At 66.5% G+C, this 20,958-nt stretch carries 17 protein-coding genes; 1 reads left to right on the top strand and 16 read right to left on the bottom strand.

The annotated features are described in order from the left end of the window. Positions 1 to 69 precede the first annotated feature (69 nt). The 14 genes from rseP to QX041_RS10650 form a co-directional block, all read right to left on the bottom strand. Positions 70 to 1,221, bottom strand: a complete 1,152-nt coding sequence (gene rseP, locus QX041_RS10715) for an RIP metalloprotease RseP (protein WP_316165248.1) — start codon at positions 1,219 to 1,221, stop codon at positions 70 to 72. Between the two features lie 39 nt (positions 1,222 to 1,260). Beyond that, complete coding sequence (gene dxr / locus QX041_RS10710; protein WP_315711602.1) at positions 1,261 to 2,484, bottom strand: 1-deoxy-D-xylulose-5-phosphate reductoisomerase; 1,224 nt, start codon at positions 2,482 to 2,484, stop codon at positions 1,261 to 1,263. Positions 2,485 to 2,525: 41 nt separating this feature from the next. Continuing rightward, positions 2,526 to 3,413: a phosphatidate cytidylyltransferase gene (locus QX041_RS10705; RefSeq protein WP_316165247.1), complete on the bottom strand. Its 888-nt coding sequence runs from the start codon at positions 3,411 to 3,413 to the stop codon at positions 2,526 to 2,528. Continuing rightward, entirely contained in the window at positions 3,410 to 4,168 is a 759-nt protein-coding gene (locus QX041_RS10700) for an isoprenyl transferase (RefSeq protein WP_315711600.1), read from the bottom strand. Before QX041_RS10700 ends, QX041_RS10705 begins: the two co-directional genes overlap by 4 nt. 12 nt (positions 4,169 to 4,180) lie before the next feature. Then, positions 4,181 to 4,744, bottom strand: a complete 564-nt coding sequence (gene frr / locus QX041_RS10695; RefSeq protein WP_315711599.1) for a ribosome recycling factor — start codon at positions 4,742 to 4,744, stop codon at positions 4,181 to 4,183. Positions 4,745 to 4,906: 162 nt separating this feature from the next. Then, positions 4,907 to 5,623, bottom strand: a complete 717-nt coding sequence (pyrH, locus tag QX041_RS10690; protein ID WP_315711598.1) for a UMP kinase — start codon at positions 5,621 to 5,623, stop codon at positions 4,907 to 4,909. 74 nt (positions 5,624 to 5,697) lie between these two features. Continuing rightward, positions 5,698 to 6,621: a translation elongation factor Ts gene (gene tsf / locus QX041_RS10685; RefSeq protein ID WP_315711597.1), complete on the bottom strand. Its 924-nt coding sequence runs from the start codon at positions 6,619 to 6,621 to the stop codon at positions 5,698 to 5,700. A 129-nt stretch (positions 6,622 to 6,750) separates the two neighbouring features. Further along, entirely contained in the window at positions 6,751 to 7,740 is a 990-nt protein-coding gene (locus QX041_RS10680) for a 30S ribosomal protein S2 (RefSeq protein ID WP_315711596.1), read from the bottom strand. Between the two features lie 154 nt (positions 7,741 to 7,894). Next, complete coding sequence (locus QX041_RS10675) at positions 7,895 to 8,416, bottom strand: hypothetical protein (RefSeq protein ID WP_316165245.1); 522 nt, start codon at positions 8,414 to 8,416, stop codon at positions 7,895 to 7,897. 90 nt (positions 8,417 to 8,506) lie between these two features. After that, entirely contained in the window at positions 8,507 to 9,469 is a 963-nt protein-coding gene (locus QX041_RS10670; RefSeq protein ID WP_316165244.1) for an FHA domain-containing protein, read from the bottom strand. Next, the gene (locus QX041_RS10665) at positions 9,466 to 10,758 is read right to left on the bottom strand and encodes a serine protease (protein WP_315827151.1); all 1,293 of its coding nucleotides are present in this window, start codon (positions 10,756 to 10,758) and stop codon (positions 9,466 to 9,468) included. The genes QX041_RS10670 and QX041_RS10665 overlap by 4 nt, the downstream gene beginning before the upstream one ends. Before the next feature lie 182 nt (positions 10,759 to 10,940). Then, positions 10,941 to 13,244, bottom strand: coding sequence for a caspase family protein (locus QX041_RS10660; protein ID WP_316165243.1), 2,304 nt, complete (start codon positions 13,242 to 13,244; stop codon positions 10,941 to 10,943). Between the two features lie 170 nt (positions 13,245 to 13,414). Next, entirely contained in the window at positions 13,415 to 16,945 is a 3,531-nt protein-coding gene (gene dnaE / locus QX041_RS10655) for a DNA polymerase III subunit alpha (protein ID WP_316165241.1), read from the bottom strand. 463 nt (positions 16,946 to 17,408) lie between these two features. Beyond that, the gene (locus QX041_RS10650; RefSeq protein WP_315750905.1) at positions 17,409 to 18,122 is read right to left on the bottom strand and encodes an outer membrane protein; all 714 of its coding nucleotides are present in this window, start codon (positions 18,120 to 18,122) and stop codon (positions 17,409 to 17,411) included. A 269-nt stretch (positions 18,123 to 18,391) separates the two neighbouring features. Between QX041_RS10650 and QX041_RS10645 the strand changes: the two genes are divergently transcribed. Next, the gene (locus QX041_RS10645) at positions 18,392 to 18,727 is read left to right on the top strand and encodes a DUF3551 domain-containing protein (RefSeq protein ID WP_315711587.1); all 336 of its coding nucleotides are present in this window, start codon (positions 18,392 to 18,394) and stop codon (positions 18,725 to 18,727) included. A 106-nt stretch (positions 18,728 to 18,833) separates the two neighbouring features. Here the strand turns inward: QX041_RS10645 and QX041_RS10640 are convergent, their stop codons facing one another. Beyond that, a complete protein-coding gene (locus QX041_RS10640) occupies positions 18,834 to 19,607 on the bottom strand; it encodes an outer membrane protein (protein WP_315711586.1) in 774 nt (257 codons plus the stop codon). A gap of 445 nt (positions 19,608 to 20,052) precedes the next feature. Further along, positions 20,053 to 20,823 (bottom strand): helix-turn-helix transcriptional regulator, encoded by a 771-nt coding sequence (locus QX041_RS10635; protein ID WP_315750904.1) that lies wholly within the window; start codon positions 20,821 to 20,823, stop codon positions 20,053 to 20,055. Between the last annotated feature and the right edge of the window lie 135 nt (positions 20,824 to 20,958).

Here is a 20,958-nt window from a genome sequence, read left to right as displayed (position 1 = left end):
CGGATCTCTCTGAATTTTCAAATTCGTTTCAAAACGTTGCCCAACGGCCACGTCGTAAAAAAGCCGCGCTCAGGACCCGGCGAGGTGAAGGATATCGTTATAGGTTGCAAAGACCATGAGCATGAGGACCAGCCCGAGGCCGATTCGGAACCCCATCTCCTGCGCCCGCTCCGACAGCGGCCGGCCGCGGACGGCCTCGACCCCATAGAACAACAGGTGTCCGCCATCGAGCAGCGGAACCGGGAACAGGTTCAGGAGCCCGATCGAGACCGACAGCGTCGCGCACAGTTGCACAACGAACTGGAAGCCGAGGCTGGCTGCCTGTCCCGAGAGTTGTGCGATTCGGATCGGACCGCCGACGTCGCCGGCGCTCCCGGCGCCCGCGAACAGCGAGGCGATGAACTTGAAGGTCGTGGAGATGATGAACCAGACCTGCTCGAAACCGATCTTGATCGACTCGAGGAACCCGACGGGGATCGACCGCGATTCGTCCGGCTTGGCGTTGTACTGGATGCCGAGCACGCCGATCCGGTGGCTGTTGCCGAACAGGTCCTTGACCTCCTTGAGCGCCGGCGTCGCCTTCAGGGTGAGTTCCGTGCCGTCCCGCTTGATCAGGAAGGACAATTCGGTGCCGGCGCTGACCGAGACGACGCGCTGCATGTCGGCGAAGGTCTCGATCTCCCGGCCGTCGATGGCGGCGACGACGTCACCGTCCTTGAAGCCGGCCTGGGCCGCGACGCTGTCCGGCTGGACGGCATCGACCCGCGGGGTCGTGTTCGGCTTGCCGAAATACAGCGCCATGCCGGCGAAGATGATGACCGCGAGGATGAAATTGGCGATCGGGCCGGCCGCGACGATCGCAGCGCGCTGACCGACGGTCTTGTGGTGGAAGCTGTCGGCCCGCTCCTCGGCCGTCATCTTGGCGAGCGCCTCGGCCGAAGGCGTCGAGGCCTCGGATTCGTCGCCGAAGAACTTCACGTAGCCGCCGAGCGGGATCGCCGAGATCTTCCAGCGGGTGTTGTGGCGGTCGTTGAAACCGATCAGTTCTGGGCCAAATCCGAGCGAAAACGTCAACACCTTCACGCCGGCCCAGCGTGCGATCAGGAAATGGCCGAGTTCGTGGAAAAACACCACGATCGTCAGCACGAACAGGAACGGGACGATGTAGCCGAGAAGGCCGTGGCTCAACGTATTGAAGATATGGTGGAAAAATTCCGACATCGATGACCTTCCCGATGGGCCGGTGGCCCGTCCAACCCTTTAAGATGCTTTTGCGGCGATTTGAGGCAAGAGGCCTGAGGCCCTTTTTCGCGCGTCATGGTCAATGGCGATGGCGTCGTCCGCCGAGGTCAACGGTGCCAGATTACCCGAACGCGTCCAGTCCTCGAGGGTCGCCTCGACCAGCCGGGCGATCGCACCGAACCGGATGTGACCAGCGATGAAGGCCGCGACGGCGACCTCGTTGGCCGCGTTGAACACCGTCGTGGCGCCGCGCCCGGTGCGCAGCGAATCGTACGCCAGCCGCAGACCGGGGAACCGCTCGAAGTCCGGGGCCTCGAAGGTCAGCGTGCCGATCTTGGCGAGATCGAGCCGGGCCGACGGCCCCTTGATGCGCTCCGGCCAGCCCAGGCAATGGGCGATCGGAATCCTCATGTCCGGCGCGCCGAGCTGCGCCACCACCGAACGGTCGGAGAACTCGACCATGCCGTGGACGATCGACTGCGGATGCACCAGGACGTCGATCTCGTCGGGCGACAGCGCGAACAGGTAGGACGCCTCGATCACCTCGAGGCCCTTGTTCATCATCGAGGCCGAATCGATCGTGATCTTCTGGCCCATGCTCCAGTTCGGATGTTTCAGCGCCTGGGCCAAGGTCGCCTGCTCGATATCGGCCGGCGCCCAGGTGCGGAACGGGCCGCCGGAGGCGGTGATGATCACCCGCACCAGTTCCTCGCGATTGCCCGAGGACAGCGCCTGGAACAGCGCGTTGTGCTCCGAATCGGCCGGCAGGATGCAGGCGCCAGCCCGCGCAGCCCGCTCCATGAAGAAATCGCCGGCACAGACCAGGCATTCCTTGTTGGCGAGCGCCACGGTCGCTCCGCGGTCCACCGCGGCGAGCGCCGGCTTGAGGCCGGCGGCGCCGGAGACGGCGGCCATGACCCAGTCGGCGGGACGGGCTGCCGCCTCGATGATGGCGCTCTCCCCTGCCCCGCATTCGATCCCGGTGCCCGCCAGCGCGTCGCGCAGCTCGTCGAGGCCGGCCGGATCGGCCACCGCCACGAAGCGCGGGTTGAACTCCCGGGCCAGCTTCACCAGGCCCTGGACGTTGCTGTTGCCGGTCAGCGCCTCGACGCGGTAGCGCTCCGGCGCGCCGCGCACGAGGTCCATGGTCGAATCGCCGATCGAGCCGGTGGCGCCGAGCACGGTGACGCTGCGCACCTCCGCGAGACCGGCCTTGTTGTTCCGCAATGGCACTGCGCTCATGTTCTCACCAAACAATCTCGACCGGCCAGCCGCGCTGCCGGTCACCAAACCAGAAGACCGCGGCCGACGCCATCGAGGCCGCCGCGCAGCAAACCGAGCAATGCGGCGACGACGATCGCCGCGACATAGCCGTCCAGGCGATCCAACAGGCCGCCATGGCCGGGAATGATGTGACTGGAGTCCTTGACCCCGAACTGCCGCTTCACCGCAGATTCGAGCAGGTCGCCGAGCTGCGAGACCACCGACAGCGCCGCGGCGAGCATGAGCATCGCCATCAGGCCGCCGGCGCCGGCCATCGACCAGGCGGCCGCGGCGACGAGGCTGGCGGCGAAGCCGCCGACGGCGCCGGCCCAGGTCTTGTTCGGGCTGATCCGCGGCGCGAGCTTCGGCCCGCCGATGCTGCGGCCCGCCACGTAGCCGCCGATGTCGCTGGCCCATACGACCAGAAACACCAGCACCAGCGCATGCCATCCCTCGGCGGCATCGAAGCGCACCAGCACCGAGCCGAGCTCGGCGACCGACGCATAGACGAAGCCGGCGGCCACCCAGGCGCGACGTCCCGCAGCGAGCGCAGTGACGGCGACGAGGCCGAGCCCAAGCACGACGACGGCGAAGTCGATCAGGCCATAAGCGCAGCAAAGGCCGGCAACGCCGATGGCCAGTGCGCCGGCCGTGCCGACGCTGGCCGTGCGAACCTCGCCCACCACCATCAGCCATTCGAGATACAGGCCGACCGCGACCACCGTGACCAGTGCGGTCCAGAATACGCCGCCGGCATAGGCGGCGCCGAGCGCCAGCGGCACCAGCACCAGCGCCGCCGCCACCCGCATCACCAGATTGCTGGTTGCAGCCTTTTTCGGCGGCGCGGGATCATTGCGCTGCGCGGCGTTGGCGGCGTCTCTCACGGCTGCGGTATCCGGTTTGGTCACGAGGCGGTTTTCGCCACGAGACCGCCGAAGCGGCGTTCACGCCGGCCGAACTCGGCGATCGCGCCCTCCAGCGCGGCCTTGTCGAAGTCGGGCCAATGGATGGGCACGAACACCAGCTCGCTATAGGCCGCCTGCCACATCAGGAAGTTGGACAGCCGCTGCTCGCCGCTGGTGCGGATGATGAGATCGGGATCGGGAATATCGGGCGCATCGAGATGAGCGCCGATCGCATCGGCATCGATCGAAGCCGGATCGCGCCGGCCCTCGGCGACCTCGCGGGCCAGATGCTGCGCCGCGCGCGCGATCTCCTGGCGCGAGCCGTAGTTGAAGGCGACCACGAGCGTGAGCTTGGTGTTGCCCCGGGTCAGATCCTCGGCCTCGCTGAGAAGCGCGCAGATGTCGGGCTCGAGCCCGTCGCGCTCGCCGATCACCCTGACACGCACGCCGTCGCGATGCAGCGTTGCGAGATCGTTGCGGATGAAGCGGCGGAGCAGCCCAAACAGGTCGCCGATCTCGCTGGCCGGACGCGACCAGTTCTCGGACGAGAACGAGAAGATGGTGAGATAGCGAATGCCGAGCTCATGCGAGGCGCGCACCACGCGGCGCAACGCCTCGACGCCACGGCGATGCCCTTCCGCGCGCGGCAGCCCGCGGGCCGCAGCCCAGCGGCCGTTGCCATCCATGATGATGGCAACATGGGCCGGTCCGTCGGACCGGTCCGGCGCCTCCGTCATCGGGGCCGCGGCATTGGACATCAAGCGCATCCTTCAGACGGTGAGGATTTCCTTTTCCTTCGCCGCCAGCAGCTGGTCGATCTCCGAGATCACGCTGTCGGTCGCCTTCTGCACGTCGGCAGCGAGGCGCTCCTGATCGTCCTCGGACATCTCGTGATTCTTCTCGAGCTTCTTGAGGGTATCGAGACCGTCGCGGCGGACATGGCGGACGGCGACACGGGCAGCTTCCGCATATTTATGCGCGACCTTGACCAGCTCCTTGCGCCGCTCCTGGTTGAGCTCGGGAATGCGCAGCCGGATCACCTGGCCTTCGGTCGCCGGCGACAGGCCGAGGTTGGAATCGACGATCGCCTTCTCGACGGCCTTGACCATGGAGCGGTCCCAGACCTGCACCGAGAGCAGGCGCGGCTCGGGAACGGAAACGGTCGCGAGCTGGTTGAGCGGCATGTGCGAGCCATAGGCTTCGACCTGGACCGGCTCCACCATCGACGCCGAGGCGCGGCCGGTGCGCAGGCCGCCGAGCTCGTGCTTCAGCGCCTGGGTCGCGCCCTGCATGCGGCGCTTCAGTTCGTTGAGGTCGAAATTGCCCGTGCTCATCACGCTTTCCTTTCTGCAATCCGGGGCGTTGCGGCCGGCTCTGCCAGGCCTTGAAATGCCTGCGGCCGGACTCGGGCGACTCCCGGATGAAATCCTGTCTCGCTTACGCTTCTACCGCAGGCTCGGGATCGGTCCAACACCGGCGGCCGACGGTGCCGCGGCTCACCCCGCGACGATGGTGCCGCGCCCTTCGCCCTGCAGCATCGCGCCGATCGAGCCCGGTTCGGCAATGGAGAACACAATGATAGGCAGCGACGTTTCCCGGGCAAGGGCGAATGCGGTCGCGTCCATGACCTTGTAGCCGCCTTCGATGGCCTGCGAATGGGTCAGCCGGTCGAAGCGCTTGGCGGCCGGATCCTTCTTGGGATCGGCGCTATAGACGCCATCGACATTGGTGGCCTTGAGCACGGCCTGGGCACCGATCTCGGCCGCCCGCAAGACCGCTGTGGTATCGGTCGTGAAATAGGGATTGCCGGTGCCGCCCCCGAGCACGACGATGCGTCCTTCGGCCAGCGACTTGTGCGCCGCAGCGCGGGTGAACAGCTCGCACACCTCCGGCATGACGAAAGCGGAGAGCGCCTGCGCCGGGGTGCCCTTGCGCTGGATGGCGGCTTCCAGCGCCAGGCAGTTCATGACGGTGGCGAGCATGCCCATGGTGTCGCCGGTCGGACGCGACACGCCCTGCGACGACACCTCGACGCCGCGCACCATGTTGCCGCCGCCGACCACGACTGCGATCTCGACGCCGAGCTTCTGGGCCGCGATGAGGTCATCGGCGATGCGGTCGACGGTCGGCTGGTCGATGCCGAAGGAATGAGGGCCCGCGAGATATTCGCCGGACAGCTTGACCACGACGCGACGATAGACCGGCTCAGCCATGTGCCAATGCTCTCCTATCCCGCGCGTTGAGATCCGGCGCGAACGCCGCGCCGGATCGTGACTGTGCTCAGTCGTTACTTCTTGCCGCTGGCGGCGGCGACTTCGGCAGCGAAGTCGGTCTCTTCCTTCTCGATACCCTCACCGAGGGCATAGCGGACGAAACCGGCAACCTTGATCGGACCGCCGACCTTGCCTTCGGCTTCCTTCAGCGCCTGCGCGACCGACTTGCCGCTGTCATGGATGAAGGCCTGCTCGAGCAGGGTGACTTCCTTGTAGTAGGTCTTCAGACCGGACTCGACGATCTTCTCGATCACGTTTTCCGGCTTGCCCTGCTGACGATACTTGTCGGCGAGCACGTCCTTCTCGCGCTTGACGAGCTCCGGATCGAGACCCGCCGCATCGATCGCCTGCGGATTGGCCGCGGCGACGTGCATCGCGAGCTGACGGCCGAGCACGGCGAGCTCGTCGGTCTTGCCGGGCGACTCCAGCGCCACGATCACGCCGAGCTTGCCGGCACCCTCGATGACGGCGCCATGGACGTAGCTCGACACGACGCCCTGGCTCACTTCGAGCGAAGCCGCACGCCGCAGCGTCTGGTTCTCACCGATGGTGGCGATCGAATCGGCAATCGCGGCCTCGACCGTGATGCTGCCCACCTTGGCGGCCTTGATCTTCTCCACGTCGGCCCCGACGTCGAGCGCGACCTGGGCAATCATCTTGACCAGACCCTGGAAGTGCTCGTTGCGGGCGACGAAGTCGGTCTCGGAATTGACCTCGACGACCACGCCCTTCTTGCCGGAGGTCAGCGCGCCGATCAGGCCCTCGGCCGCAACGCGACCGGCCTTCTTGGCGGCCTTCGACAGGCCCTTCTTGCGCAGCCAATCCTGCGCGGCCTGCATGTCGCCGCCGTTCTCGGTGAGCGCGGCCTTGCAGTCCATCATGCCCGCGCCGGTCGACTCGCGCAGGTCCTTCACCATCGCTGCGGTGATATTAGCCATCGTTGAACGTCCTTTTGCCTGTCCAAAGCGCGACGCAGCGGATGGCTCGTCGCCGCCCGCTGCCAGGAAAAACCTATCTCAGTCGCGATGGCCGGCGTGAGACGCCGGCCAGAATGGTGTTGTGTCGTCTTACGCGTCGGCGAGCGACTTGGCCTGCGCGACCCAGGCATCGGCCCGGCTCGGGAGACCGACTTCTTCGCCGATCTGGTGCGCGGTGTCGTGGTTGAGCTCGGCGAGCTGCCAGTAGTGGAAGATGCCGAGGTCGTTGAGCTTCTTCTCGATCGCACCGGACACGCCGGTGAGCTTCTTGAGATCATCGGCGGTTCCGCGCGGACCAGGCAGACCCTGGAACGTCGAAGTGGACGCAGCCGGAAGATCTTCCTCGAGCGGAGCCGCCGAGGCGCCGACGTCGATCCCGAGCTCGCCCTGCGCGCGCGAGATGCCGTCGATGGCGGCTCGCGCGATCAGGTCGCAGTACAGCGAAATGGCGCGGCCGGCGTCGTCATTGCCGGGCACGACGTAGGTGATGCCCTTCGGATCGCAATTGGTGTCGACGATCGCGGCCACCGGGATCTTGAGGCGCTGGGCCTCCTGGATCGCGATGTCTTCCTTGTTGGTGTCGATCACGAAGATCATGTCGGGCAGACCGCCCATGTCCTTGATGCCGCCGAGCGAGCGGTCGAGCTTGTCGCGCTCGCGCTGCAGGGTCAGCCGCTCCTTCTTGGTGTAGGAGTTGGCTTCGCCCGAGGACAGCACCTCGTCGAGATGACGCAGGCGCTTGATCGAGGCCGAGATCGTCTTCCAGTTGGTCAGCGTGCCGCCGAGCCAGCGCGAATTGACGAAATACTGCGCGCAGCGCTTGGCTGCATCGGCCACGTTGTCCTGCGCCTGGCGCTTGGTGCCGACGAACAGGATGCGGCCGCCCTTGGCGACGGTGTCGCTGACGGCCTGCAGCGCCGTGTGCAGCAGCGGCACGGTCTGGGCGAGATCGATGATGTGGATGTTGTTGCGGGCTCCGAAAATGAAATCGGCCATTTTCGGATTCCAGCGGTGAGACTGGTGACCAAAGTGCACGCCAGCTTCGAGCAGCTGACGCATCGTGAATTCAGGCAGCGCCATTGGATATTCTCCGGTTGATTCCTCCGGAAACGCGTGAGCAAAAACGGGCCGTCAAGGCCCGGCTTGCCACCGGACGCCCTCTAGGAGAGCCAAGTTTCCGTGTGAGATGGCGCGCTATATAGCCGGATTTTGGCGCAACGCAAGGAAAATGGGCTTATTCGGCCGGCAGAAGCTCAACCATCGCCGTCCGGGCCTGCCCCTCCTGCAGCGGAACGAAGTCGACCGGACCCTTGTTGTCGGCGCCCGACGAGGCCGCGGCCATGACGCCCATGCCGAGCAGGCCGAACGCCATGCCGCCGCCCTGCATAGCCCTGGACCGATCACTGGGCCTGATCGAGAAGAAATAGGTCCGCCCCGGCTCGGTGTTGAAATCGAGCACCGAGTCGCCTGGGAACAGGGTCTGGGTGGCGACGAGGTGGTGCGGACCGGCCGGACGGTCGACGTAGACATAGGTTCCGGGGATCAGGCGGCTCAGCGCGACGCCATCGACCTTGGCGTCGCACGTGGTCCGGTCCAGCCAGGCATCCTTCAAGCTCATGATGATGATGCGGGACTGCCCGGCACGCGGTGCCCCGATCTTCTGTGACACCACAGCGTATTCGGTGCCTTCCTTCCCTGTCAGGCATCCTGATACCAGAAATGCCGCTCCCAATCCCAACAGCGCTCGCCTGTTCATTGCCCCCTCCCCGTAGAAACCCGGGCTTCGAGGCTATGACGGGAACCAGGGAACTTTCAACCTCCGGGAGCAAAGACAGTGGAACTGTGATCAGCGCTCCACACCGGCCGGGGCCAGCGCGGCGCGGTCGGCATCGAGCTTCGCCCTCAGCCGCGCGGCGTCTCCGAAGAAGGTCTGATCGTCCTGCACCGGGACCAGGCGCAGGGACGGCGGCATCAGCACGTGGCTGACGTTGGGACGGCCGGAATTCGCCAACGCCTCCGACCGCTGCACGGTCTGGATCGCGATCGCGACCACCAGCAAAAGGCCGACCACCAGGCTCTTGGCGAGCATATGGGTGCGTCCGACCTCACGCAGATGCAGCAAGCAGGTCGCGGCGAGAACAATCCACGAGACGACGTAGCCGTAGATGAAGACAGCGCTCCAGGTCAGGGCGAACGAGGCAATCTGGGCGAACTCGCTGTAGACCCAGAACGCAATCAGACCGGCCTGCGCGATCAGGAGGTGGCGCAGAAAATGCGAGCGGCCGGAAAACAGCCGCGCCAGCAGCGCCCAGACGCCAACCCATGCGACGACCACCCCGATCATCGTGACGGTCGGCACAAGATAATCGGACAGATGCGCCTCGGAGGTCTGCGCAAACCAGGTCATCACCGCGTTGATCGCGAGCAGGACGACACCGAGGGCGATCGCGGCGATGATCGGCAGCGCGCCGCGTTCGGAGCCCGCGAGGCGCTCCGGCTCGACGGCATGGCCGGCGTCGCGGATCCGAAGCAGCGTCTGGCCGATCCGGATCGGCTTGGCGCCGTCGAGGACGAGCTGCGGCTTCCGGCTCTTGCCGCGATCGAGAAAGAGGCCATTGGCGCTGCCGAGATCCTCGGCGACCAGGCGCCCCTCGCCGTCGCGGAAAATTCGCACATGGCGCGCGGCGACATAGGGATCGTCGAGGATGACGTGATTGTCGTAGCCGCGGCCGATGCTGATCTCGGCGGCATCGACGCGGAAGCGGCCGGCGACGTCGCGATGCTTGGAGAGGATCTCGATCCAGATCATCGTGCGACCTGCAGGCGTTCGAGGAAGCTCTTGCCGAGGCGCAAGGCGTCGTCATAGGCGATCGCCTGCAGGTTCAGCCGCGACACCAGCGCCTCGTCGGCATGGTCCTGCGTCACCGCGACCAGCACGACGTCATAGAGGCCGTCGAACTCGCGATAGCCCTGCGCGCACCACAGCACGCGTAGCGGCGGATGAGCGGCCGCCGGCGTCACGCCGACGAAATCGGCATGGCAATGCTGCGGCGTGTACCATTTGCGGAACGAGCCGCCCTGGGTGAGTCGCGGCTGCGCCAGCTGCGTCAGCACGGTCGCGAACTGGAATTGATTGAGGTCGATCGATTTCGCGTAGGAGTGGCTGACCTCGACCACGCCGGTGTTGAGGTCGGACGCGACATAGACGCTGGCCTCGGCCTTGCAACTGGTCGAATTGATGCTGGCGCGCGGCTTCGGCGACGCGCTGGCATTGGTGCTCGCCCAGCATTCGAACCAGCCCGCGCGCGTCTCCGGCGCCTGATAGGAGCCGAACACCCGATCGCGGAAGCCCTCCTCGCCCAGCGACTTGTAGAGCGCTCCACGCCAGCTCGTAAGCTGCGCGATCACGTCCTTGTGCAGATCGGCCGCCGCCGGCCTGGCATCCTGGCCGCGCGCCAGGAGCGCGGCCGCGAAGCGGGCGGGCACTAGGAAGCTGATGAGCTGGCCGCCGCGGCGCGTGGCGACGTTGATGCCGACCACCTGGCCTTGCGCATTCACCGCGGGCCCGCCGCTCATGCCGGGATTGAGCGCGCCGGTGAAATGGATGTGATCGTTGTAGCTGTGCTCGACGAGACCGTTATACGTTCCCTCGATGATGGTGAAGCCGAGGTCGAGCGGGTTGCCGAGCGAATAGAGCCGCTCGCCTTTCGGCAGGCTGCCGTCGAGCGCGGCCTTGTCGAACGAAAAGAACGGCGCGTTCTGCTTGTCGACGCGAACGAGCGCGAGATCGTTGGGCAGGTCGACAGCGAGCAACGTGACGCCGCCCTGCGTGCCATCGGCTCCCGTATATTCGAGCCGGTATGTCTTCGGCTCGAGTGCTGCATCCGACACAACGTGATAGTTCGTGACCGCGAGCCCGTCGGCGGAGACCAGAAAGCCGGATCCGGTCGAGGTCTGGCGGCCGGCATCGGCCACGAGCGTGCGGATCTGGAGCAGGCGCGGCGGCGCCGAGGCATAGACGGCTTCGGCGCCCGGCAGCGCTTGAGCATCGCTTGGCGATGGCAGGCCGGCGATACCGACGCCGCAAAGCGCGGCCATGATTGAGCTTCGCAAAGACAGCGTGCGCAAGGTCCCGACAAACGCTGATATCACTGATGCCCCCGCAACACGTCGTCGGCCGCCGACGTCCTGCGCCCACGATCGATCAGTCCGGCGGTCCGGCCATATCGAAAACAGGCCGATGTTGCAACCGCGCCGACCTCAGGCCAACGCGCCGCGGCTCAGCAATGCGGGACGTTCGGCGGACATCTCTTGCCCGGCGGCGGGGCCGCCGGACGTGGCGGCGGCGGCGCGGGCCGCGCCATCGGCGGCGGCGCCGGCCGGGCCACGGCGGCCATCGGCGGCGGACTGGGACGCGCCATCTGCGGTGGAGGCGCAGGACGCGCCATCGGTGGCGGAGCGGACGGACGCATGACTTGCGGCGGCGGTGGCGCCGGCCGAGGTGGCGGAGCCGCCCGAACCATCGGTGCAACCGGCGGTCGTGGCGGCGCCGGTGGCGGGCTCAGACGCGCCGTCGCCGGTGGTGGCGGCGGGCGGCGCTGGATCTGCGGTGGCGTCGCCTGCTGAATGCGCGGGCTCACCTCAGGCCCGCGCGGAACGGCTGACGGCATGACCGGACGGGACGGCGTCACCGATGGCCTTGCGGGCTGCGGCACGACTGCGCCCGGCGGCGTGCGGTTCGCGCGCAGATCCTGGCGCGCGGGCGGTGGCAGCGCGGCAGAGGGCGATGCCGGTGCCGGCTGGCGCAGACTAGGAGCCTGAACCGATGGTGGCACCGGCGGACCACCGCGACCGGGCACCGGCAGCGGATTGACATTGGCATGCCCCTGCCCGGGTCCCGTCATGGCCGGCGAGGGTCCGCCCGGCGGAGCGTTGGCCTGAATGGCCGGTGCTGCACCGGGCCGGACCGTGGGATTGGTGAGCGGTCCTCCCGGCGGCGGGACCTTGCCCTGCTGGATCAGCGTGGCGCGCTGCGCGACGGCCGGCGGCAAGGCCGGTGCCACCGCCACGGCCGGCGTCGTCACGGCCGCGGGGCCGGCAGTGATCGGCGCGGCCGGCGGCGCCGGACGATTGATCACGGTGTTGATGACGGTCGGGTTGTGGATGTTCTGGTAGATGATGTTGTTCGGCGGCGGGGCAACGAAAGCCGGCGGCCGGACATAGACCGGGATCGGCACGAACACCGGCCGCGGCAGGATGAACAGGCCGACCGGAGCGAACGGCGGCGGCAGCTCCACGAACTCCGGCAGAGGCGGCGGCAGGATGTAGACCGGCGGCGGGGGCGGCGGCACGAAATCGAATTCGGGATCCGAGAACAGCAGCACCGGACGTTCGACATAGATCACCTCGTCGAGCGGCGGCGGCGGCACGTCATATTCGATCATCGCGAAGGTCGGCGGCGGCGCCGGCTGTGCCGACAACATCGCCAGCCGCCGCCGGGCGTCCTCGGCATGCGCGCCATAGGGATAGCGCTTCAGGTAGGACCAATAGGCCTCCGGGCTGTCGGTGCGAAACGTCCGTCGCCAGGTCAGCGCCTCGCGGCGAGCGGCGACGAGGGCGCGCACGCGCCGCGCCAGCGGGTCGCTCGGATAGGCGGCGATGAAATCCTCATAGCCCTGCAGCGTGTCGCGCTCCAGCGCCGCGGCATAGGCCTCCTGCACCGGCAGCTCGCGGATCGGGCGCGAGCGCAGCGCCGCGGTCTGCTCCGGCGAATCCGGCGTGGCCGGCGCGTCCGGCGCCCGCTCGAAGAAGGTGAAGGCGGCCTGGATCTTCTGCGCATCCCACGGCACCTGCGCGCCCTTGGTCTCCTCGTTGACGCGCAGCCGCAGCCGGTCGAACACCTCCGGCAGCGACAGGCCGCCGGTGCGGATCATCTCCGCGAGCGAGCGCGCGTAGACGCCGTAGGCGCCGGTCTCGTTCGGCGCGATCGTGCCCGGCGCCGCATTGAAGGCGATCAGCATGTTGGCATCGGGCTCGACCAGCGCCAGGCCGCCGGCGATCGCCGGACCGCTGGCGATGAAGGGCTGCTGGCGGGCGGCATCGAGCACCACGACGCTGGCCTTCACCGGCGTCGCCGCAAGCTGGCGGATGTAGTCGCTGAGGCGCAGGCCTTCGGTCGGAATGTCGACGTCGCTGCCGATGTTGGCGTCGACGGGAAGAAAATAGTTCTCGCCGGCGAGCTGCATGCCGTAGCCGGCGAGATAGACCATCGCGACGGTGTTGGTGTCGGCTGACTGGGCCTTGTGAATGAAATCGCGAAAGCTCTTGCGCAGCGTGTCGGCATCGAGATCGCGCGCGCCGACCACATCGAAGCCCGCGGCCTGCAGCGTCTGCGCGATCAGACCGGCGTCGTTGGCCGCCGTCGCCAGCGGGCCCTTGGCATAGGCCCCGTTGCCGATCACCAGAGCGATACGCTTTTCGACGCCGGGCTGCTGCGCTGCGGCAAGCCGCGGCAAGGCCGCCAAGGCGAGCAGGCAGAGCGAGACACTCAGGACGATCTTCGCGGTGATCTTGGTCAAGCGCATGGTTCAAGCCCCTTCGAGGCACCCGCCGCGGATTCAGCGGGAGAATGGCTGAACCGCGGTTGAACGGAGGCATGTCCGTACAGCCCACGCGCAGCTTTTTTGTTCCTCGTCCCCCCGTTCGACCAGCAAGATCGCCGAACGCAGCCGCTTCAGCGGAACGATCGGCTCGATTACAGCTGCTGCACGTCGACCACGCCGGTCACCGCCTTGATGGCACCTGCGATTTGTGGCGAAACCTTGAAGCGCCCCGGCAGTTTCATCTCGACCTCGGTTTCGAGGTCCAGCATCATGACCAGCGACACCTCGCCTTCGCCTGCTGCGGTGCGGGGCGCCAACGGCGGCGCGGCGCTCTTGGCGATCGCCCCGTTGCCATTGACCGCGGCACCTTCCGGCCCCTGCAGGCGCTTGACGATGGAATCGAGCGGCTTGGTGTCGCGCAGGAAGATGCGCAATCCGCGCTGCGTCTTGGCGGCGGCATCATCGAGCGGCTCGGCATGCAGCACCCGCGCGCGGACATCCTCGCCCTGCAGCTCGGCGCCGAGCTGCAGCAGCACCGCCGCGCCCGGCTCGAGCACGTCGCGATATTGTGCGAGGCCCTCGGAGAACAGCACGGCCTCGAAATGGCCGGTCGGATCCGACAGACCCATGATGCCCATCTTGTTGCCGGTCTTGGTGCGCCGCTCCATGCGCGACACCACGGTGGCGGCAACCTTGCCCGCGGTCGCGCCGGTCTTCACCGCACGCGAAAACTCAGCCCAGCTCTGCACGCGCAGGCGCTTCAGCGCCGCCGCGTAGTCGTCGAGCGGATGGCCCGACAGGAAGAAGCCGATCGCATCATATTCGCGCCGCAGACGCTCGGCCGGCAGCCAGTTCTCGATGTTCGGCAGGATGATCGCGGGCGCGTCGGCGGCGTTGCCGAACATGTCGTTCTGGCCGGAGGTGGCGGCCTCGTGCGCGCGCTGGCAGGCGGCGACGATGGCGTCGGCGCCGGCGAACACCCGCGCGCGGTTCTTGTCGAGAACATCGAACGCACCCGCGGCGGCCAGCGTCTCGATGATGCGCTTGTTGATCGCACGCGGATTGACGCGAGAGGCGAAGTCGGCGAGCGAGGTGAACGGGCCGCCCTTGCTGCGGGCCTCGACGATCATCTCGATCGCCTGCGGGCCGACGCCTTTCAACGCCGCGAGCGCGTAGAAGATGGTGTTGCCGCTGACCTCGAAGGTCGGCCCCGAGCGGTTGATCGACGGCGGCTCGACCTTGATGCCGAGGCGCTGCGCCTCGGCACGAAATTCCGAGAGCTTGTCGGTGTTGTTGAGATCGAGCGTCATCGACGCCGCGATGAACTCCACCGGATAATGCGCCTTCATGTAGGCGGTGTGGTAGGACACCAGCGCATAGGCGGCCGCGTGCGACTTGTTGAAGCCGTAGTCGGCGAATTTGGCGAGCAGGTCGAAGATCGTGTCGGCCTGGTCCTTCGGCACGCCGTTCTTGACGGCGCCTTCGACGAAGCGGACGCGCTGCTTGTCCATCTCGGCGCGGATCTTCTTGCCCATGGCGCGCCGCAGGAGATCGGCTTCGCCGAGCGAATAGCCGGACATCTGCTGCGCGACCTGCATCACCTGCTCCTGGTAGATGATGACGCCGAAGGTCTCCTTCAGGATCGGCTCCAGGATCGGGTGCAGATATTCCGGCTCCTCCTCACCGTGCTTGCGGGCGCAGTAGGTCGGAATGTTGGCCATCGGACCGGGACGATACAGCGCCACCAGCGCGATGATGTCCTCGAAGCGGTCCGGGCGCATGTCGATCAGCGCCCGCCGCATGCCCTGGCTTTCAACCTGGAACACGCCGACCACGTCGCCCCGCGCCAGCATCTGATAGCTCGGCGCGTCGTCGATCGGCAGGGTCGCGAGATCGACGTGGACGTCGCGCTGCTTCAGAAGCTTCACGGCGACGTCGAGCACGGTCAGCGTCTTCAGGCCGAGGAAGTCGAACTTGACGAGGCCGGCGGGCTCGACCCACTTCATGTTGAACTGGGTGACCGGCATGTCCGATTTTGGGTCGCGATACATCGGCACCAGCTCGCTCAGCGGCCGGTCGCCGATGACGATGCCGGCGGCGTGGGTCGAGGCATGCCGCGTCAGGCCTTCGAGGCGCATCGCGATGTCGAAGGCGCGCGCCACCACCGGGTCCTCGTCGCGGAAGGCCTGCAGCTTCGGCTCGCCCTCGATCGCGGCGGCGAGCGTCACCGGCGCGGCCGGATTCTGCGGCACCAGCTTGGTGAGCTTGTCGACCTGCCCGTAGGGCATCTGCAGCACGCGGCCGACGTCGCGCAGCACGCCGCGCGCCTGCAGCGTGCCGAAGGTGATGATCTGCGCCACCTGGTCGCGGCCGTAGCGCTGCTGCACGTAGGAGATCACCTCGCCGCGGCGGTCCTGGCAGAAGTCGATGTCGAAGTCCGGCATCGAGACGCGCTCGGGATTGAGGAAGCGCTCGAACAGCAGCGCGAACCGCATCGGGTCGAGGTCGGTGATGGTCAAGACCCAGGCGACCAGCGAGCCTGCACCGGAGCCGCGCCCCGGTCCCACCGGGATGCCGTGCGCCTTGGCCCATTTGATGAAGTCCGACACGATCAGGAAGTAGCCCGCGTACTTCATGCGCATGATGACGTCGAGCTCAAAGGCGAGCCGCTTCTGATAGTCCTCCTCGGTCATGCCCGGCGCCATGCCGTGCACCTTGAGGCGCCGCTCCAGACCCTCCTCCGCCTGTCGCTTCAGCTCGGCGGCCTCGGCGCTGGCGGCGTCCACGGCATCGCTGCCGGTGCCGGCGCCGACCGTGAAGAACGGCAGGATCGGCTTGCGCGTCCGCGGCCGGTACGAACAGCGCTCGGCGATCTCGACCGTCGAGGCCAAGGCCTCCGGAAGGTCGGCGAACAGCACCGCCATCTCGGCACGGGTCTTGAAGCGGTGATCCGGCGTCAGCTGCACGCGCTCGGTGTCGGCGATCAGATGGCCGCCGGCGATGCACAGCAGCGCATCATGCGCCTCGTAGTCGTCGGCGGTCGCGAAATACGGCTCGTTGGTCGCGACCAGCGGCAGGCCCTTGCCATAGGCGATATCGATCAGGCCGCCTTCGACGCGGCGCTCGCGGTCGACGCCGTGGCGCTGCAGCTCGATGTAGAGGCGGTCGCCGAACAGGCTTGCCAGCCGCTCGCAGCGCTGCGTCGCAAGTGCCGCCATGTCGTGCTGGATCGCGAGCGAGATCGGCCCATCGGGCCCGCCCGTGAGCGCGATCAGACCATCGACACCCTCGTTCAGCCACTCGAACTTGATGTGCGGCGCCTGGTGCGTCGGCGTCTCCAGGAAGGCGCGCGAGTTCAGCCGCATCAGGTGGCGGTAGCCCTCCTCGCGTGCGGCGAGCAGGACGATTCGCGAGGGCTGCGCGACCGCGCCGGCATTGCGGGCATTCGGGTCCATGTCGCCGAAATCGATGGCGAGCTCGCAGCCGGCAATCGGCTGGATGCCATAGCTCGCCATCTTGTCGGAGAATTCGAGCGCACCGAACATGTTGTCGGTGTCGGTCAGCGCCAGCGCCGGCTGGCGGTCGGCCTTGGCGAGTTCGCCGAGCTTGCCGATCTTGATCGAGCCCTTCAGCAGCGAATAGGCGGAATGGACGTGGAGATGGACGAATCCGGCGCTGGACATGCTCGCCTTGCAGCTTCCCTGGGGCTTGTTCCGAGATCACGGTGCGGGGCCAAGCCTTGGGCTTGGCTCGAAGTCATGAACCGCCATGCCCCCGACCCCGACCGACTCGCTCCGCATCATATCGGACGACCTCCGGCGAGTCCGGCGCCCTCGCCTGCCTTGTCCCCAGCCGCCGCGCTCGGAAAACTAAAGCTGTGGAATGATTTGCGCCCAGAGCGCGATCATGCCGACGAACAGCGTGATCGACGCCAGCGCGGCGGCTTCTTGAACGAAAACCTTCAGCATCGGGACCTCCCTGAGTCAGAACATATGAAGAACAATGTTCCTTTTCTGTTCTCAGGTCAAGCGCGCTGATCGGCTCATCGCCGCGCCGGCACAGCAAATGGTTAACCCGCCTCCGCAAACAAAAAGCCCCGGCGCGAACGCCGGGGCTTTCCAATCGGCCGATCGAGCGAGGATCGACTCAGTACCGCGTCGCGACCGGGCCGCCGAAGCGGTAGTTCAGGCGGGCGGTGAACAGATCGACGTCCTGCTTGATGCTGTCGGAGCCGAGCGCGCCGAAGCTGACGGTCTGGCGGTCCATGAACAGATGGTCGTACTCGACGCCCAGCGACCAGTTCGGCGCAAAGCCGTATTCGACGCCAGCACCCACCACGCCGCCCCAGCGCGTGTCGTCGTTGGAGGCGAGGAACGCGCCGGTCGCCGCGTTGGTGATCGTGTACTTGTTGCTGGTCACGGCCGCGCCGCCCTTGGCGTAGAGCAGCACGTTGTTGATGGCGTAGCCGACCTGGCCGGTGAACAGGCCGAACGCATCGGTCTTGGTGCGGTTACGCGTTCCGAACAGCGCGCTCTGATTGTCGCCGGTGAGGTCGGCCCAGTTGCCCTGCGCCTCAACGCCGAACACGATCTGGCCCATCTGCCAGCGATAGCCGACCTGGCCACCGACGGTGCCGCCGGATGCATCATGCGAACCCTCGCGGCCGCCGCCGACCAGATCCCAGGTGTTCTCGCTCCAGCCGCCGCCACCGTTCGCGCCGATGTAGAAGCCGCTCCAGTCATAGATCGCAGCCATCACCGGCGGCGGTGCCTTCGTGTAGGGACGCGCAGCGAGATCCGCGGCAAGCGCCGGCGAGGCCAGCACCACGAGCGCCGTCGTCGTCAACAGAAGTTTCTTCATCACAGGTCCAGTCTCGTCTCATTTGGCCCCCAGGCCAGCCGCACCTCTTACCGATCTGCGCCACAATTGCTGTAGCCGCTCAGTCACAGCTCGCTGCTGAAAGGCCACGAGACATGTTAGGAAATTAATCTTTAATCACAGTGTGTTGATGGAACTTTCCAGCTTGCAATCGAGGGCCGACCGACTACACACGCGTGAGGGCCGTCGCGCCGGCGCTTCGCCATGAAGCGCGCGCGTTCTGGTCATCAAGGGATGAAGGGAGATCGTTGATGCGTGAGGTTTTATTTGCGGCCCTGGCTGCAGCCGGCCTCGTGGTCGCAACCCATGCGCCGGCTCACGCCGTCGGTGTCAGGCATGCGTTCTGTCTGCAGGGTGATGAGTTTCCGGGCTTGAGCCACTGCACCTTCGACACTTACGCGCAATGCCAGGCGACGGCGTCGGGACGCCTGCTGAACTGCATCGCGAACCCCTATTTCGCCGGTGTCAGCAATGACCCGCGCGCGACGCCCTATCCGTATCCGCACAGGCAGCGGATCAGGCCGCGTCCGCCGGCGCCGAATCCCTACGCGCCGTTCCCCAACCCATTCGTGTTCGAAGAGGACTGACCCGTCCCCGCCTTCGACGCAGCGAGCCGCCGTCTCAGGCCACACCATCGAAGGTTCGTCGAAGCCGCGGCTTCGACGAACCGGAGCAATCGAGGGTGACGTTGCGTCAGCGCATCATCCCGAAACCCGGACCGAACTTGTAGTTCAGCTTCACGAGCCCGATGTCGACATCCTGCTTGATGCGATGAGTCATCGCGGGCGCGCCGGCCGCGGCGACGAAGTTCAGGTTCTTGTTGCCCAGGAAGATGTGGTCGTACTCGACGCCGACCGACCAGTTCGGCGCAAAGCCATATTCGAGGCCGGCACCGATCGTACCGCCCCAACGCGTCGTGTTGGCGCGATCGAGCATCACGTTGGTGCCCGTGGTGAAGGTGTCGTAGCGATCGCCGACGACCGCGGCACCGCCCTTGATATAGCCGAGAATGTTGTCGAAGGCATAGCCGACCTGGCCGGTGAACAGGCCGAAGCCGTTGGTGCGTGAACGGTCGCTGACATTGGGAAGAATCAGGTTGCGATTCGTGCCCTTGAAATTCGCCCAGTCGCCCTGCGCCTCGACGCCGAACACCCAGTTGGCCATCTGATAGCGGTAGCCAACCTGGCCGCCGACGGCCGCGCCGCCGCCACCGGAGCAGCCTTCGCGGTTGGCTGCCGGGTTCACCGCCACACCGGCGTTCGAAACCAGATTCCAGCAATCCCGGCTGGAACCTCCGCCGGCGTTGAAGCCGACATAGAAGCCGCTCCAGTCATACACCGTCGCCACGACGGCGGGCGGCGCCTTGGTGTACGGCCCCTTCTTCATTGGAAGATCAGCTGCGAATGCAGACGTCGCCGCGGCGATTGCGCCGAGCCCCACCGTTGCGCCGAAAAGCGTCTTCATCATCGAACTCCGTAGCTTCTGTCCCAAAGTCCCCAGGCCCCCTGGTTCCGTGCGAAAAACATGCAGCGCGACGAAGCGACTATGCCACCCGCATTCGCTCCGCCGACATCAACCGATGTGCAGATCAGAACCATTCTTTCCGGCTTTTATGGGATTGGACGCAAATGCCTGTTTTTCAAGGCTTTGCCGGCAACATGAACAAACAACTAATAAGATGTAAGGAGGAGTCGTGGCCGGCGTCCATCCATGGCCACAATGCGAGCGACGGCAAAATCGTGATCGGGAAACTCCCGGTCACGGAACGACCCCTGTCACGTCTCAGTCGTGAATTCTTCAGGGCAGCACGACGAGTCTTGCGAATGCGTAGCATCATCATGCGCAAAGCGGACGAATGTGTGGTGCTTCCCGGCCGACGCGGAATGCACGCTCGTCCGGAGCGGCATCGTCATCACGTGTAGTAGATCGCCAACTTCAGCGCGGGATCGTCGTTGGACTGGAAGGTCGCGTATCGCAGCCTCACGCGGCCCTTCTTCGGATGCTCGAGCAGCTTTTCGCCCGCAGCAAGCGCATTGACGTCGTGCGCCGCCCACAAGCCATCGAACTCGCGGCTGCCACGCCGCAGCCGCGCGATCAGATCGACGAAGGCGGGATCGCCCGCCCACAGATCATAGGTCGCGCGAAACTGCGCGACCATGCGTTGCGCCAGCTCCTTCCATTGCGCGCCGAACAGCCCGCGCACGCCGGGCTTGCACAGCATCAGCACCAACGTGTTGCGCTCATCGTCGGCGAGTTGCGAGAAGCCGAAGATCTCGTCCGCCGCGGCATTCCAGGCCAGCACGTCCCATCGCCGTCCGGAGATGTAGGCCGGCTGGTTCAGACTCTGCACGAGTTCGCGCAGTCGGGGCGGCACCTGCTCGCGCACGAACGGCTTGCGCGCAGGATCGCGCACCAGCGCCTTGAGATGAGCATGCTCGGTTCGGCTCAGGCGCAGGGCGCGCGCCAGCGCATCGATGGTGGATGAGGACGGCTTCACCGCACGGCCCTGCTCGATTCGGATGTACCAGTCGACGCCGATGCCAGCGAGCTCGGCCACTTCCTCCCGCCGCAGCCCTGCGGTGCGTCGCCGCCGCCCGGCCGCGAGCCCGACCGCTTGCGGCGTCAGCTTCTCGCGCCGCGAGCGCAGGAAGTTTCCGAGCTCGGCATGTCTTGGATCACTCATATCCTGGATCACTCATGGTTCGCCCCTTAGGCGGTGCGGCCAGCCTGGGCTTGTCTAATCCTAGGATAATACCAGGCCTTCCTGTGCGCAGCATAGACCGTCAGACTGGACCCTCGCCATCGCGAAAATGGAGAA

It is taken from the genome of Bradyrhizobium sp. SZCCHNRI2009, assembly GCF_032485115.1.
In the GTDB taxonomy this organism is placed as follows: Bacteria; Pseudomonadota; Alphaproteobacteria; order Rhizobiales; family Xanthobacteraceae; genus Bradyrhizobium.
The sequence above is the reverse complement of the archived record's forward strand: the minus strand, read 5'-3'. Positions and strand labels throughout refer to the sequence as shown.

Coding starts and splice junctions, on each gene's coding strand:
- QX041_RS10675 (WP_316165245.1), bottom strand. CDS start 8,416: ATGAACAGGCGAGCGCTGTTGGGATTGGGAGCGGCATTTCTGGTATCA.
- QX041_RS10700 (WP_315711600.1), bottom strand. CDS start 4,168: ATGTCCAATGCCGCGGCCCCGATGACGGAGGCGCCGGACCGGTCCGAC.
- pyrH (WP_315711598.1), bottom strand. CDS start 5,623: ATGGCTGAGCCGGTCTATCGTCGCGTCGTGGTCAAGCTGTCCGGCGAA.
- QX041_RS10670 (WP_316165244.1), bottom strand. CDS start 9,469: ATGATCTGGATCGAGATCCTCTCCAAGCATCGCGACGTCGCCGGCCGC.
- dxr (WP_315711602.1), bottom strand. CDS start 2,484: ATGAGCGCAGTGCCATTGCGGAACAACAAGGCCGGTCTCGCGGAGGTG.
- QX041_RS10645 (WP_315711587.1), top strand. CDS start 18,392: ATGCGTGAGGTTTTATTTGCGGCCCTGGCTGCAGCCGGCCTCGTGGTC.
- QX041_RS10680 (WP_315711596.1), bottom strand. CDS start 7,740: ATGGCGCTGCCTGAATTCACGATGCGTCAGCTGCTCGAAGCTGGCGTG.
- rseP (WP_316165248.1), bottom strand. CDS start 1,221: ATGTCGGAATTTTTCCACCATATCTTCAATACGTTGAGCCACGGCCTT.
- dnaE (WP_316165241.1), bottom strand. CDS start 16,945: ATGTCCAGCGCCGGATTCGTCCATCTCCACGTCCATTCCGCCTATTCG.
- QX041_RS10650 (WP_315750905.1), bottom strand. CDS start 18,122: ATGAAGAAACTTCTGTTGACGACGACGGCGCTCGTGGTGCTGGCCTCG.
- frr (WP_315711599.1), bottom strand. CDS start 4,744: ATGAGCACGGGCAATTTCGACCTCAACGAACTGAAGCGCCGCATGCAG.
- QX041_RS10660 (WP_316165243.1), bottom strand. CDS start 13,244: ATGCGCTTGACCAAGATCACCGCGAAGATCGTCCTGAGTGTCTCGCTC.
- QX041_RS10635 (WP_315750904.1), bottom strand. CDS start 20,823: ATGAGTGATCCAAGACATGCCGAGCTCGGAAACTTCCTGCGCTCGCGG.
- tsf (WP_315711597.1), bottom strand. CDS start 6,621: ATGGCTAATATCACCGCAGCGATGGTGAAGGACCTGCGCGAGTCGACC.
- QX041_RS10665 (WP_315827151.1), bottom strand. CDS start 10,758: ATGGCCGCGCTTTGCGGCGTCGGTATCGCCGGCCTGCCATCGCCAAGC.
- QX041_RS10640 (WP_315711586.1), bottom strand. CDS start 19,607: ATGATGAAGACGCTTTTCGGCGCAACGGTGGGGCTCGGCGCAATCGCC.